Source organism: Polaromonas sp. P1_F4 (genome assembly GCF_056405675.1).
Map to the genome: position 1 here is coordinate 19,095 of NZ_JBFUBP010000007.1, position 13,521 is coordinate 32,615.

10 protein-coding genes and 10 tRNA genes are annotated in these 13,521 nt (G+C 60.7%); 5 read left to right on the forward strand and 15 right to left on the reverse strand.

Features of this window, described 5'->3' with window-relative positions; translation table 11 throughout:
* Positions 1–95: 95 nt before the first annotated feature.
* From AC1DYQ_RS14885 to AC1DYQ_RS14935, 11 genes are all read right to left on the reverse strand, one after another.
* Positions 96–171, reverse strand: a tRNA-Asp gene (locus AC1DYQ_RS14885).
* Between the two features lie 26 nt (positions 172–197).
* Positions 198–273, reverse strand: a tRNA-Pro gene (locus AC1DYQ_RS14890).
* Positions 274–300: 27 nt separating this feature from the next.
* Positions 301–380, reverse strand: a tRNA-Arg gene (locus tag AC1DYQ_RS14895).
* 23 nt (positions 381–403) lie between these two features.
* A tRNA-Arg gene (locus AC1DYQ_RS14900) sits at positions 404–482 on the reverse strand.
* Between the two features lie 18 nt (positions 483–500).
* A tRNA-Ile gene (locus AC1DYQ_RS14905) sits at positions 501–575 on the reverse strand.
* Between the two features lie 9 nt (positions 576–584).
* A tRNA-Gln gene (locus tag AC1DYQ_RS14910) sits at positions 585–663 on the reverse strand.
* Positions 664–712: 49 nt separating this feature from the next.
* Positions 713–803: transfer RNA gene (locus tag AC1DYQ_RS14915), tRNA-Ser, on the reverse strand.
* Positions 804–933: 130 nt separating this feature from the next.
* Positions 934–1,011, reverse strand: a tRNA-Glu gene (locus tag AC1DYQ_RS14920).
* A gap of 8 nt (positions 1,012–1,019) precedes the next feature.
* Positions 1,020–1,096 (reverse strand) — tRNA-Thr (locus AC1DYQ_RS14925).
* A gap of 173 nt (positions 1,097–1,269) precedes the next feature.
* A tRNA-Gly gene (locus tag AC1DYQ_RS14930) sits at positions 1,270–1,345 on the reverse strand.
* A gap of 173 nt (positions 1,346–1,518) precedes the next feature.
* Complete coding sequence (locus AC1DYQ_RS14935) at positions 1,519–1,815, reverse strand: hypothetical protein (RefSeq protein WP_477687421.1); 297 nt, start codon at positions 1,813–1,815, stop codon at positions 1,519–1,521.
* 5 nt (positions 1,816–1,820) lie between these two features.
* Between AC1DYQ_RS14935 and AC1DYQ_RS14940 the strand changes: the two genes are divergently transcribed.
* On the forward strand, positions 1,821–2,252 hold the full coding sequence (locus AC1DYQ_RS14940; RefSeq protein WP_477687422.1) for a hypothetical protein: 432 nt from the start codon (positions 1,821–1,823) through the stop codon (positions 2,250–2,252).
* A gap of 157 nt (positions 2,253–2,409) precedes the next feature.
* Here the strand turns inward: AC1DYQ_RS14940 and AC1DYQ_RS14945 are convergent, their stop codons facing one another.
* The 4 genes from AC1DYQ_RS14945 to rpe form a co-directional block, all read right to left on the reverse strand.
* Complete coding sequence (locus tag AC1DYQ_RS14945; protein WP_477687423.1) at positions 2,410–4,938, reverse strand: PAS domain S-box protein; 2,529 nt, start codon at positions 4,936–4,938, stop codon at positions 2,410–2,412.
* 42 nt (positions 4,939–4,980) lie between these two features.
* Positions 4,981–5,733 carry a response regulator transcription factor gene (locus tag AC1DYQ_RS14950; RefSeq protein ID WP_477687424.1) on the reverse strand — a complete coding sequence of 251 codons (753 nt, stop codon included), beginning with the start codon at positions 5,731–5,733 and terminating at the stop codon, positions 4,981–4,983.
* Positions 5,734–5,859: 126 nt separating this feature from the next.
* A complete protein-coding gene (locus AC1DYQ_RS14955) occupies positions 5,860–7,440 on the reverse strand; it encodes an adenylate/guanylate cyclase domain-containing protein (RefSeq protein WP_477687425.1) in 1,581 nt (526 codons plus the stop codon).
* A 97-nt stretch (positions 7,441–7,537) separates the two neighbouring features.
* Positions 7,538–8,233: a ribulose-phosphate 3-epimerase gene (rpe, locus tag AC1DYQ_RS14960; RefSeq protein WP_457282302.1), complete on the reverse strand. Its 696-nt coding sequence runs from the start codon at positions 8,231–8,233 to the stop codon at positions 7,538–7,540.
* A gap of 97 nt (positions 8,234–8,330) precedes the next feature.
* On the opposite strand from rpe, the gene apaG reads away from it, so the two are divergent.
* From apaG to AC1DYQ_RS14980, 4 genes are all read left to right on the forward strand, one after another.
* The gene (gene apaG, locus AC1DYQ_RS14965; protein WP_457282449.1) at positions 8,331–8,726 is read left to right on the forward strand and encodes a Co2+/Mg2+ efflux protein ApaG; all 396 of its coding nucleotides are present in this window, start codon (positions 8,331–8,333) and stop codon (positions 8,724–8,726) included.
* A gap of 21 nt (positions 8,727–8,747) precedes the next feature.
* Positions 8,748–10,709, forward strand: coding sequence for a site-specific recombinase (locus tag AC1DYQ_RS14970; RefSeq protein WP_477687426.1), 1,962 nt, complete (start codon positions 8,748–8,750; stop codon positions 10,707–10,709).
* Between the two features lie 414 nt (positions 10,710–11,123).
* Entirely contained in the window at positions 11,124–12,383 is a 1,260-nt protein-coding gene (locus AC1DYQ_RS14975; protein WP_477687427.1) for a cation:proton antiporter, read from the forward strand.
* Positions 12,373–13,512 (forward strand): YbdK family carboxylate-amine ligase, encoded by a 1,140-nt coding sequence (locus AC1DYQ_RS14980; protein ID WP_477687428.1) that lies wholly within the window; start codon positions 12,373–12,375, stop codon positions 13,510–13,512. The genes AC1DYQ_RS14975 and AC1DYQ_RS14980 overlap by 11 nt, the downstream gene beginning before the upstream one ends.
* The last annotated feature ends 9 nt before the right edge of the window (positions 13,513–13,521 follow it).

Consider the following 13,521-nt stretch of genomic DNA (forward strand, 5'->3'; position numbering starts at 1 on the left):
TTCTTTTGGCGTCCCGGTCCGGGTTCGTGCCGGCGCATGGGTTGTCGACTCATCGCTCCATCGACCGAAGTGCCACGACATTCACGACATAACTGTGGCGGCCTGTACGGGAATCGAACCCGTGACCACATCCTCGACAGGGAAGTGCTCTACCAGCTGAGCTAACAGACCAAAAATGAAAAAGACAAGAATGAAGATGGTCCGTGTAGCAGGTCTCGAACCTGCGACCTCATGCTCCCAAAGCACGCGCGCTTCCAACTGCGCCACACACGGATTGAATCGAACTGAATGAAAACTGAATGGCCTCGCGTGAAAGATTTGAACTTCCGACCCTCTGCTTCGTAGGCAGATGCTCTGATTCCGGACTGAGCTAACGCGAGAAAAAATCTACCTGGGTTATTTCTGGTGCACGCAGGCAGACTCGAACTGCCGGCCTCGACCTTCGGAGGGTCGCGCCCTGAATCCAGCTGAGCTATACGCGCAAAGCCTGGTGATGCGGATGGTGGTTGCAGTTGGGACCGAGCCAACGACCGGCGGGTTATGAGCCCGCTGCTCTACCACTGAGCTATGCAACCCGAAAAAAATGGCAGGCCGTGATGGATTCGAACCACCGAAATGTCGGGATCAAAACCCGATGCCTTGGACCAGCTTGGCGAACGGCCCATCAAACAGATGGCGAGAACAAATGACGGAAAGAGATGACTAAAAGAGATGGCGGAAGATAAGGGGTTCGATGCCATGCGCCCATTTTCACGAGCTCTCGCTTAGCAAGCGAGTGCCTTGAACCTCTCGGCCAATCTTCCAAAAAATCTCCGGTTACGAGTTCCGGTGCCACCCTATCTTTGAGGCCGGTTTCCGCACTACGCTCTTGCGAGCACTGCGCTTCTTTACTGAACAACTGCCAGCCAACTACCTGGCTGCCAGCGCTGGAATTGGCGTCACGTAGGGGATTCGAACCCCTGTCTACAAGAATGAAAGCCTTGTGTCCTGAGCCAGCTAGACGAACGTGACAAATACCCTGGCGCCCACGGTCGCGATTTGAACGGACGACCTGCCGCTTACAAGGCGGCTGCTCTACCGACTGAGCTACGCGGGCTAAAAACTGAATCCATTTCGGCTGTACCTGCATGTGGGCGGCCGGCATAAAGCCGAACCGGGATCTCCCACTGCACTGCACTTCCGGGGCCATGAACCCCGGCTGCCAGCACACACGCCACCAGACCGTCTCCTCGGTCTCGCGCAGGTGACGTGAAACAGGCACACCCGAAATGGAGCGGACAGACGGCTTCGAACCGACGACATTGAGCTTGGAAGGCTCACGCTCTACCCACTGAGCTATGTCCGCAATTTTTGCGAGACTCGCTGCCATCCAGTGTTTGGCTGCTGTCCCGCTGCAAATTTTTAAAGACTCCCGCGCTTGAAGCGCATCGACGGCACGATCACCGTCAGGGAAAAACAAAAAGGCCCGGTTCCTTGCGGATACCGGGCCTCTGGGTGTCAGAGATTTAGAAGGTACGCCTAGGCGTCTCCTCCTCCCGGTTGTATGGAATCCTCGTGGTTCTGCTTGGGCATGGCTGTCCGCAAAATGGACAGCGCAAAAGAACTCTGCCCACGGCACTCGCGTAGATGAACGTCAATGCGACGCACGGCAACACCGCCCCAGACGGGGGTGTTGTTTCTTGCGGTGGCGGCTATCGGTTTCATGATGAGTGCGTGAAAAAAGTTGATGTCAAAGTAGCGATGAAAGGTAATGTAAAATCTTTTTACACCATCGTCAACGGGTCGATGCAAAATAAATTCGATTGTTGCAATCACGTCACATGGACTCAGAGAACGTCAATAGAAACCGGCGCAACAACCTGCTGATCATCATCCGGGAGTTCAGCGAGAAGGAGTTGGCCGCCGGCGAATCACCTGTCGGCATGTTGGGCCGCATCGCCAGACAACTTGGCCTCAGCGCCGGTGGGCTGAGCCAGTTCAAGGGCGATGCCAAGGGCACCGCGCGGAACATCGGCGATGCAGCAGCCGCGCAGATCGAGAGCAAGTCCGGAAAGCCAAAAGGCTGGATGGATATGGATCACGGCGGAGACGCAATCAATCCTGCAGAAAACGCTTTTATCGAACTCGCCCGCATTGCCTGGCGGACGACGGATGCCAAGGGCCGGCGCCTGCTGATGCAGCTTGCGAAGCGGGGCTTTGGTGGACAAACTGGAGATGATCTATCCCACATGGCCAAGCCCGGTGATAAATGACAAATTTCTGCTGGACCAGATACTGAGGGGTAGGACTGTAACAACGCCGGCGGAACCTCATCTCCGCAAAATCTGCATTACCCGCTCAAAGCCTCGATTTGCAGATACTTATTTCTTCATTCCAGATCGCGGTCAAAACGGAACAGCGCCGGAGCCATCAAAGAACGCCCCCGCGTTTCCCGTTGGAACGGCTTTTGATGGCGCGCTTGATGCACTTCAGCAAGCGCTGCTCATCCAGCGGCTTTTCAAGCCACTCCGAGACGCCGAGCGACTGGTTTTCGGCATGCTGCCGGGCCTCTGCAGCGATGACCGACAAGACAAGCACCGGTAGCGTGGCGGTGCGCTTGTTGGCGCGCAGCTCACGAACAACGGTGAGGCCGTTTTCGTAAGGCAGCTTGATATCCACCGTCATGGCGGCATACGTCTCCATCTTGAGATAGTCACGTGCCTGGTCTGCGGTATGCGCCATGTCCGCGTCGTACCCGCCCTTATCCATGATCATGCCGATAAGCTTGGCGACATCCGGGTCGTCCTCGCACACCAGCACGCGGGGACGTGCATACAGCCCCACCGGTGCGGTGACAGGGGGGGCTTCGCGCCATTCGGGCAAATCAAAGTAAAACGTCGTTCCCACATTGCTCTCGGTCGTGAAACCGATGTTGCCCTCCATGCGCTCAAGAATGACTTTGGAAATGCTCAGGCCAAGCCCGGTCCCGCCTTTCTGGCGGGTGTCGGAGGAGTCGGCCTGCGAGAACTTCTGGAAGATGCGCGGCCGGAATTCGTCCGGAATCCCGGGGCCCTTGTCGGAAATTTCAACCCGGGCCCGACGGCCACGCTTGCGCACAGTTACGTCGACCGTCCCCTCCGGAGGAGAAAACTTGATGGCATTGGACAACAGGTTGGTCACCACCTGGATCAACCGGTCGCTGTCAACGCAGACCTGCAGGGAATTTTCGGCTTTATGCAGGACCAGCTTGACGCCGTGCTGGGCGGCAAAGCCCTCGTTGTCTGCCAGGGCCCGCTCCAGCAATGGCTCAAGCTCCTGCGCCTGCAGCTCGAAACGCATCTTCCCTGATTCGATTTTCTCGCTGTCGAGAATGTCGTTGATCAGCCGGATCAGTCGCTCGCAATTGCTTTGGGCAATGCCTACGAGGTTTTTGGCTTTTTCCGGAATTTCCCCGGCCACACCACCCCATACCAGTCCCAATGACCCGCGTATGGACGTCAGCGGCGTGCGCAGCTCATGGCTGACAGTTGAAACAAATTCGGTTTTCATGCGGTCGATACGCTTGAGCTCGGTGACGTCCGTCCCCAGCGATGAAAACCCGATGACCATGTCCTGCTCGTCGCCTTCACCATATCTGGGGAAGTAGTTCATTACGTACTCGCGGCGGTCGCCGCCGGCTGTCACATATTCGAACTCATGACGCACCGAGTAGCCGGAAAGTGCTTCGCGTACATGTACCCTGACCTGGTCATACAGCTCAGCGCCCAGCACTTCCTGCATCGGCCGGTTCTCGATTTGTTCGGCTTTCAAGCCAAACGCTTCTTCGTAGGCGCGGTTGTGGAACTGAAAGCGTTGCTCCCCGTCGATATAGGCAATCAGGGCCGGGACAGTATCGGTCAGCTGGCGTAATTGCTCTTCGCTGTTGCGAAGGGCCTCGGTGATGCGCACACTCTCGGAGATGTCGTGAATGATGGCCGTGAAAAGCCGCTTTCCGCTCACATTGACATCGCCAAAGGACACGTTGACGGGGAATTCGGTCCCGTCATGGCGCTGGCCCAGGATCTTGACGTCCCACTCCCGGAAGCCGCGCTGGCGGCCGCCCAGCCCGGAGAAAAAGGCACTGAACCCCATGCGGTACCGCGTTGGCAGCAGTATGGTGACCTCCTGGCCAACCAGGTCTTCGAGCCGGTAACCAAAAAGATGACGTGCTGCGCTGTTCGCGTGGACGATCAGGCCTTCCCCCGTTGCCGTGACCAGCCCTTCGGCCATGCTCTCGGTCACGGCCCGGCTCATGGCTTCGCTGTCCAAAAGCTGCGCCTCAGCACGGCGGCGCTTTTCCTGCGTCCGGAGAATCCTCTGGATCGCCCAGCCAAATATGCTGAGCGACAGCAGCCCGCCCATCAGAATCAGCTGCTTGACGGTTTGAGCAGTCTGGCGGGTTTCGGCCTTGGTGTGTTCAAGGGCTGACTCTTCACCCCCCTTGATGCTGCCAACCAGGATTTCGATTTCATCGTGGAGCTGGCGGTTCAGGGGGCCACCCACGATGGCTATAGCGGCTTCCAGACCGGATTGCTGGCGTGCCGTGACGGTCTGTTCCATCAAGCCGACCGTTCGCGTGATCGCATCTTTCAGTGCGAGCCAATCTGCAGCGGAGGTGACAACATCCTGGCTAGGCCGCATGCTTTGGAGCGCCTGCTGGATCTGTGCAAGGGACTGCCGGTAGTCAGCCAGGTCGCTGGAGGCATTGGTCAGCAAATAACGCCGCTGCAGGGATTCCGTCGCCTTGAATCCAGAAACCACGCGCTGGAGAACGAGCGCCTTTTCCCGCGTTTCACTTTCGCTCTGCGCATCGCTGATCAGCGAATTGATGGTGACATAGGATGCCGCAATACTCAGGGCGATCAGGACCATTCCGGCACACAGGGCCACGTTGGTGCTTGAGCGAAAGGGCATTTTCATGGCGCTTGGAGCTTCTTCAGGCCTGTTCGCCGCAAAGGCGCACTATTGGGTGCCCAGCACCGTACGGACGGCCTGAATCAGTGATTCCGTCTCTACAGGCTTGGTGACATACCCGTCGGCTCCGCCCGCCAGGCCCTTCAGCACAGACTCCCGCGTTGCCTTGGCGGTCAGCATGATGACCGGAACATCCTTGAGCACGGGATGGGAGCGAATCCGCAGCAGGATGTCGAAGCCGTCCGCATCAGGAAGCATCACGTCCAGAAGCACCAGATCGGGAATCGGCTGCTTGCGAAACTCCGCCACGATCTCGGCACGGGAACCGGCAGTCCGGACATCAAAGCCTTCGAACGTCAGGTAGCTTTTAAGGAATTTGGCGAGGTGCTCCTCGTCGTCCACGATAACGACTGACAGGCGCTCGCCAGCTGCATGGGAACGGGGTGCTCCGCGTTTGCGCGCAATACGCACGTAGTAATTGGACTTCTTGAGCGTGGCAGCACAGGAGTCGGCTTCTGCGTCCGCCGCTGTCAGTGCCAACGGGCTGAGGTGGAGTTGAAGCGAGGCCGCGAACGGATCGGGCTGAACCATTTCCACGAGCCCCTTGGCATAGAGCAGATCGAGCGTGCCGTCTACTGTGGTACTGCCTGCTTCACCCATGCTCTGCCGAATCTGCGCAACCGTCAGGATGCCATCAAGGCGCACCAGTAATTCAATCTCAGGCTGCGAAATCGAAGTGGCGGCACTGCGCAGTTCCTGTTGACCTTTGGGTGTAACCGCATAAATGTTGTTTGGATGCACTGTGGTTGTCCTTTCGCGGGTAACGGATAACAGTCGTGGCATGAGCCTGAATGCATTCTGATTCTAGTGGCTTGCGATGTAAGGAAACGATACACCTGCAGGTCCGGTCCCTCATGGATCGCCTCGCTAAGAGCCTGCGGCGGCCGGATCCGTCGGTGGTAACCCTGACTGCAGCGCAGCAATCAGCTCGCCCAGAGATGACTCCAGTTTCCCGAGTAAATCGTCCAGGCTCTGGCGCGGCAGGCCCTCATTGATGGCCTGCTCAAGCGCGGCCGCATCCGCCGGCACGCGAATGGCGCCGATCTGGGCCGAAACGCCCCGCAGGGAATGACTGAGCAGTTCGGCATTCTTCAGGTCGCCCGCATCCAGCGCTTCGCGAATATGCCGGGGAGTATCCCGGCGGCCGTCGAGGTAGCGGCGCAGCATCGACAGGTAAAACCCCTTCATGCCCATCGCGCGGGTCAGGCCGACGCTGAGATCCAGGCCGGCAATGCTCTCAGGCAACGTGGCGTCTGCGGCATCGGCCATGGGAATTCCCGTGCCCGGCGTTTTGACGGTATCCCGCGGCGGCGGCTGCAACGTTGGCGGGGTCGCTGTCGCAACAGCCTGCGGCAAGCGCGCCGGTTTCAGCACCGCATAAACCGGAATGGGCTCCGCAAATCCCTTGGCCGTGACAGCAGGCCGCGCTTCGGCCTGGATTTCCGCCTGGACCAGTGCATGGGTTTCGCGGGAGATCAGCATCTGGCCGGGCTCTGCGGCCTGCTCAAGCCGCGCGGCAAGGTTCACCTCCCGGCCAATAATGGTGTAGTCCATGCGCAGCTTGCTGCCGAAATTTCCGACATCGCAAAACCCGGAATGAATGCCGATGCGTATTTCAAACGCCTTGTCGATGCCCATCGCCTTCCACCGCACCTGAAGCTCGTCAAGCCGCACCAGCATGGCCACCGCCATCCGGACGCACTGCACGGCATCCTGCTGCCGGCCAAGGGTGTGCGGGTCCCCGAAAAAAATCACGATGGCATCGCCGATGAATTTGTCCAGCGTGGCGCCATAGTCGGCCGCGATTTGCGACATCTCTTCGAAATAGCTGTTCAGCAGGAACGTGACTTCTTCGGGCTGCCATTTACCGGTCGATTCGGTGAAGTTCTTGATGTCCGAAAAAAACACCGTGAGCCATTTGCGCTGCGTCTCGATTTCAGCCTGGCGCGACCCGTCAAAGAGGGACTGGTAGACCTGCGGTGCCAGGTAACGCGACAGTTGTTCTGACAGGGTCTTCAGGCGCTTGGCATTGGCGCTGCGTTCAAGATGCATCCTGACGCGCGCCAACAGGATGGGCGGGCTGACGGGCTTGGTGATGTAGTCGGTGGCCCCCAGGTCCAGCCCATATTGCTCCTCCTCCACACTGGCAAGCGCCGTCAGGAAGATCACCGGGATATCAGCCGTGCGCGGATCGCCTGCCAGTTGCCGCATCACCTCGTAGCCGTCCATGCCGGGCATCATCACATCCAGCAGGATGATCTCGGGGCGCACACCTGAAGTTGCCGCCTGCAGCCCGGCCTCACCTGACGCTGCGGCAATCACTTCGTACTTGTCCTGCAGCAGCGTCGCGAGGAAATAGCGTATGTCCTCGGTATCGTCCACCACCAGGATGCGCGCCCTCCGCGCGGAGGGCGTCTCGTTAACCGGCGGCTTCACAGGTTCAGTCATGATGCGGATCTTCCATGAATGCCGGGCCAGTTGCGGCCCTACCGGTTTTCGGGCAGAGAGATATGGGAGACAGGGGTCTGCATCGTTGCAGTCTGCCTTATTTCACCAGCTCCACCCGCATGGCGTCAATCACCGCCCTGTAGTCGGGTTTCCCGAAAATCGCACTGCCCGCGACAAAGGTATCGGCACCGGCCGATGCCACGCGCGCGATATTGTCGGTCTTGATGCCCCCATCGACTTCCAGGCGAATGTCTTTTCCCGAAGCGTCAATGCGTTTTCTCGCATCTTCTATTTTGCGCAGCGCGGAGTCAATAAAGCTTTGTCCGCCAAAGCCCGGATTGACGCTCATGATCAGGATGAGATCAATATCCTCAATCACCCAGTCCAGCACATCCAGCGGAGAAGCCGGGTTGAACACCAGCCCCGCTTTGCAGCCTTTTGCCTTGATGGCCTGCACGCTGCGGTGCACATGGCCCGACGCTTCGGGGTGAAAACTGATGAAGTCGGCACCTGCATCGGCAAAGGCTGCAGCCAGTGCATCGACGGGCTGCACCATCAGGTGGACATCCACCGGCACGGCAGTGCCATCGGCTTTTTTTGCATGAGGCTTGAGCGCCTGGCAAATCATCGGCCCAAAGGTCAGGTTGGGCACATAGTGATTGTCCATGACGTCGAAGTGGATCCAGTCGGCTCCTGCAGCAATCACGGCTTTGATCTCGTCACCCAGCCGGGCAAAGTCGGCGGACAAAATGGAGGGGGCGATCCGGTAAGTGGGCGGCGTGTTTTTAGGCATGGCCGGATTGTCGCAGCAAGCCGCCGCCGCGTCATGCCCGCACGCATGGCAGCCTCCCGGGCGGGCGGTTAACATGGACGCCAACCGTTTACCTGCCATGCCCAAATACCAGTTCTCCTGCGAAGTTGTTCCGCAATACCAGCCTGACCAGTCGGCCCCGGAAGACCACATCTACGGGTTTTCCTACACCGTCACGGTAACCAACACCGGCGACGTGACCGCCCAGCTGATTTCCCGCCACTGGATCATCAGCGACGCCAACGGCCACAACGAGGAGGTCAAAGGGCTTGGCGTTGTGGGTCACCAGCCGCTGCTCAAGCCGGGCGAGTCCTTCCAGTACACCAGCGGATCGCGCCTGCGCACGCCCACCGGCACCATGCACGGTAGCTATTTTTGTGTGGCCGAAGATGGCGAACGTTTTGACGTACCCATTGCCATGTTCGTTCTGGAAGCACACAACGGCAGCGCCCCGCACGGCCGGGTGCTGCACTGAACGGATGGGTTTGACCGGCTGATGAAGGATCTTGCCTCCCTCCTGAAGGCGCTCGACCCCGACGCCGACCTGGCCCAGCGCCATGTCTGGCTGATCAAGCTTTTCGAGTGGATTCGCGGCGACCAGACTTCCGTGCCTGCGGCCGTGTCACGGGTACAGGCGTTGATGGACGCCGTGGAGATGCAGCCCGAAGTGCGCACACGGCTGCAGGCCTGGTGGCAAACGCTGATGCAGACCGTTGACATCACCACCTTGCTGGCCGACTTCGGCTTTGCTCCGCGCACGGCGTTTGTCAGCGAGCTGGCCGAACGCCTGCGTCGCAAGCTGCTGCCCGGAACGCCCGAAACCACCGATGCTTCGGAGCTTTTCCCACTGGTCGCCCCCACACGTTTCGATGCCCAGTGGATGGGCGCACTGGAAGACGCCCAGATCAGCCGCCTCACGCAGCTGTTGTCGGCCAGCCCAAAGCTGGATGCACTGCACTGGCAATACAGCCTGATGGACGCCTTGACGTATTGCACCGCGCAGATTCGCGCCACCGGTTTTGCGCCGGAGCTGCGTCTGCGCATGAACCGCGCCACGCCACATGCCCGGGCCTTCCATGCCTTGCCCGCTGATATTGACGAGCTGCGCAACGCGTTCTTCAAGCCTGACCGGAACGAAGCCCAGCTGCAATCCGCCATCGCACAGTACCGTGAGCGACTGGACGCCTGCCGCCAGGCCGTCAACAGCATTTATGTGCACCTTGAAGACCACGGTATCTCCGTCGGCATGGTGTTTCGCCTGCGCCAGTTGCGCGAACGCATCCTGCGCGTGCGCGAACTGCTGGACGCCCTGCTTTCGCCCAAACCCGGCATGGCTGCGCTGAAACTGCTGACGCGCCGCGTCATCACGGCGCAGGAGAGCAAAAGCATAGGCGCGCTGATCAGCGCCAACTCCACGCTGCTGTCGGCCAAGATGGCTGAGCGCAGCGCGGAGACCGGGGAAACCTACATCACCCGTACCCGCGAGGAATACCGCGAAATGCTGGGCAAGGCCATGGGCGGTGGAGCGATCACCGCTTTCACCACGCTCCTGAAATTCATGGTCGTCGCCGTTGGTCTTTCTGCCTTCTGGGGGGGCTTCTGGTCCAGCGTCGTCTATGCCGGCAGCTTTGTTGTCATCCAGCTGCTGCATTTCACATTGGCCACCAAGCAGCCAGCCATGACCGCACCGGCGATGGCGGCCAAGCTCAAGGACATCGGTTCGGTCGATACGACCGGCCCCATTGAAGCGTTTGTCGACGAGGTGACGCACCTGGTGCGTTCGCAAGTTGCGGCGGTGTGCGGCAATGTATTCATGGTCGTGCCGGCCGTGCTGCTTGTCAACACGCTGATCCAGGTCGTTCTGGGCCGGCCCATGATCAGCATCGCCGACGCGCACCACGTGCTGGAAACCCTCACCGTGATGGGCCCCGCTCTGCTATGGGCCGGGTTCACCGGCGGCATCCTGTTCGCAGCCAGCATGATCGGGGGCTGGACCGAGAACTGGTTTGTACTGCATCATCTTGACTCGGCGATGCGCCACAACCCGCGCATCACTTCCGTGCTGGGCGGCGAGCGCGCTGCGCGATGGTCCGGCTTCATGCGCGACAACATTTCGGGTTTCGCGTCCAACATCGCACTGGGTTTCATGCTCGGCCTCATACCGGCCTTCACCGGTTTTTTCGGGCTTGAACTCCAGGCCCGCCACGTCACCCTGTCAACCGGACAACTGGCGGCGGCCGGCGCCTCTCTCGGGCTCGAAGCATTCCGGCACTGGCAAATCTGGTCCTGCATTCTTGCCATTCCCCTGATAGGCGCGCTCAACCTCGGCGTGAGTTTTTACCTGGCGTTTCGCCTGGCCCTGCAGGCGCACAACGTGAGCAACCTGGACCGGGCCCGCATACGCATCGCCATCTGGGCACGCCTGCGCAGCCATCCGCGCAGCTTCTTTATGCCCTAAAAGCTGGCTCCCCCTGTCCAGGCTCACTGCGTGTAGCCTGTTCTCCCCTCAAGGGGACGGCGCCTGCAGGCCGGCAAAGCCGGACCTGCGGCCCCTACTGACTTGGAACTGGGCGCACTGCTGAAGCCGGGGCTCTTCAACCAAGCAGGGGCCGCGGAACCGGCTTTGCCGGGCCGCAGGCGCAGCGGCCCCCTCGGGGGGCAGGGAGCGACACGCAGTGCGCGACCGTGGGGGCCACATTCAGGTCTTGTCCTACAGCCCCCGCCGCGAGGCGCCTGTAAATTAATGCAACGTTTCTTTTCAGGAACACCACCGGGCTTCATGCCGCCAAGGCTGGCCACTCAACGCGCAACATGCTGCAGACACAGGGCATGCTTGTAGAAGAAGTCCTGACGACAGTGGAGACCACCCCGTATGAACGAAATCCTGGCCATATGGGCTGAATGGATCAAGCCGTCGGCAGGTTTGCCGACCGTGCAATGGTCCATCCTGCTGGCGGTAGCCGCCGCCGCCGGCCACCTCGCCAACCGCTACACCGGCCTGCCCAAGGTCATCGGCTATTCACTCGTCGGCGGCCTGGCCGGCCTGGCCGGTTTTACCGGCGCCGTGTGGCCATTGCAGGGCACCGGGCTTTTCCTGCTGGAGCTCGGCGTTGCCGTGGTGCTGTTTGAAGCGGGCGGGCGCATTCCGCTGCGCTGGTTTCGCCACAACCCCATGGTGCTGGTGCAAAGCCTGGCTGAATCTGCCCTCACCTATGTTTTTGTCCACTGGGCCCTGAGCAAGCTGGGCGTACGCGAGATCGTTGCGGAGTCGCTCGCGCTGCTGGCCATGGCCGCATCACCGGCCGTTCTCTCGCGTGTGGCGATCGACACAGGTGCCGCCGGACCGGTGACGGAACGCGCCCTGGTGCTGTCAACGCTGGGCACCCTGTATGCCCTCACGCTGTGCAGCGCCCGCGCCGGCCTGATGCCGCGGGGCGAAGCCGCACTGTCAAGCCCGCTCTATGCGGTGCTGGTGGTGCTGGGCCTGTCTGTCGTGGTCGGCGCTGTGCTCGCCCTCACATTGCGCATCGCGTTGCGGGTGATGAGCCCCACCAGCGAAAACACCGCCATCCTGCTGCTGGCACTGATCGCCACTGGCGCGGCGCTTGCAGCCCACTTCGGCGGCTCGGCGCCGCTGGCGGCCCTGCTGGGCGGCATGCTGCTCAAGCAACTGAACCCGCGCCCCTGGTCATGGCCGCGGCAGATGGGAACGGCCTCGTCGATGCTGACCATGTTGATGTTTGTGCTGGTCTCCGTGGTCGCCGCGCAAGCAGACTGGAGCGGGCCTGTTGCCGGGCTCGTCATCGGTATGGTCGTGGCCCGCATGATTGCCAAGATTGCCGGTGTCGCCATCGGCAACGTGGGCAGCGGCGCCAGCTGGAAGCAGGCCCTCTGGGTCGGCTGCGCGATGTCGCCGATGTCATCGGTAGCGCTACTGCTGGTCTCACAGTTTGCGGCAGCCTCGGGCGCCACAGGGCGCCAGATTGCCAGCGTGGCCCTGCCTGCAATCTTGCTGATGGAAGTGCTGGGTGCCGTGCTCGCCACCGTGGCCATCTACCGCTCGGGCGAAAGCTCCAAACCCTGGGCACCGCTCACACGCAGCCCTTCAACAGGACCTGTTCATGAGTCTTGAGCCTTTCCAGAAATCCGCGGCCCTCTCGCTGGGTGTCGAGCTTGAACTGCAGCTCGTCAATACCCACGACTACGACCTCGCGCCGTATGCCGAAGACATGCTGCGCCTGATGGCCAAAATTCCGCTGCCCGGCGCCGTGGTGCCGGAGATGACGTCCAGCATGATCGAAATCTCGACCGGCGTGTGCCATAACGCCTCGGAGGTACTGGGCCAGCTTTCGCAGATTCGCGACGCGCTCGTCAAGAGCGCCGACAAGCTCAACATTGCGGTGGTCGGCGGCGGCACGCATCCGTTCCAGCAATGGCACGAGCGCCGCATTTACGACAAACCGCGCTTTCGCGAACTGTCGGAGCTGTACGGCTACCTTTCCAAGCAGTTCACGATCTTCGGCCAGCACGTGCACGTGGGCTGCCCCGACGCCGACAGTGCCTTGCTGACGCTGCACCGCATGTCGCGTTACATCCCGCACTTCATCGCCCTGTCGGCGTCTTCACCCTATGTGCAGGGACAAGACACGGCGTTTGATTCGGCACGGCTCAACTCCGTGTTTGCCTTTCCGCTGTCCGGCCGTGCGCCGTTTGCCCTGACATGGGACGACTTCACCGTCTACTTCGACAAGATGACGCGCACAGGCGTGGTCAAGAGCATGAAGGACTTTTACTGGGACATCCGCCCCAAGCCGGAGTTCGGCACCATCGAGATCCGCGTGTTCGACACGCCACTCACGGTGGAGCGTGCCACCGCCCTGGCCGGTTTTGTGCAGTCGCTGGCCTCCTGGTTCATGCACGAACAACCCTTCATGCCGACCGAAGACGACTACCTGGTCTACACCTATAACCGCTTCCAGGCCTGCCGCTTCGGGCTGGACGCGGTCTATGTCGACCCGGCCACCGGCGGCCACATGCCGCTGCGCGAGCACATCCTGCTGACCATGGCGCAGATTGAACGCCATGCCACCGGCATGGGCGCCGGTGCATCGCTGCACCTGCTGCGCAACAGCGTGGAACGTGCCGACAACGACGCCCGCTGGCTGCGTGAGAAGCAGGGCGAGGAGCACCTACTGGCCGAAGTCATACGCCAGGCGGCCGACCGTTTCCGCGGTGGCGTCACGCACCAGCAGCATCCCTGATCCGGCTTT

Bases quoted from the DNA above. Each gene is read 5' to 3' on its own strand.
- AC1DYQ_RS14940 (WP_477687422.1), top strand. From the start codon at position 1,821: ATGGACTCAGAGAACGTCAATAGAAACCGGCGCAACAACCTGCTGATC.
- AC1DYQ_RS14945 (WP_477687423.1), bottom strand. From the start codon at position 4,938: ATGAAAATGCCCTTTCGCTCAAGCACCAACGTGGCCCTGTGTGCCGGA.
- AC1DYQ_RS14955 (WP_477687425.1), bottom strand. From the start codon at position 7,440: ATGACTGAACCTGTGAAGCCGCCGGTTAACGAGACGCCCTCCGCGCGG.
- rpe (WP_457282302.1), bottom strand. From the start codon at position 8,233: ATGCCTAAAAACACGCCGCCCACTTACCGGATCGCCCCCTCCATTTTG.
- apaG (WP_457282449.1), top strand. From the start codon at position 8,331: ATGCCCAAATACCAGTTCTCCTGCGAAGTTGTTCCGCAATACCAGCCT.
- AC1DYQ_RS14970 (WP_477687426.1), top strand. From the start codon at position 8,748: ATGAAGGATCTTGCCTCCCTCCTGAAGGCGCTCGACCCCGACGCCGAC.
- AC1DYQ_RS14975 (WP_477687427.1), top strand. From the start codon at position 11,124: ATGAACGAAATCCTGGCCATATGGGCTGAATGGATCAAGCCGTCGGCA.
- AC1DYQ_RS14980 (WP_477687428.1), top strand. From the start codon at position 12,373: ATGAGTCTTGAGCCTTTCCAGAAATCCGCGGCCCTCTCGCTGGGTGTC.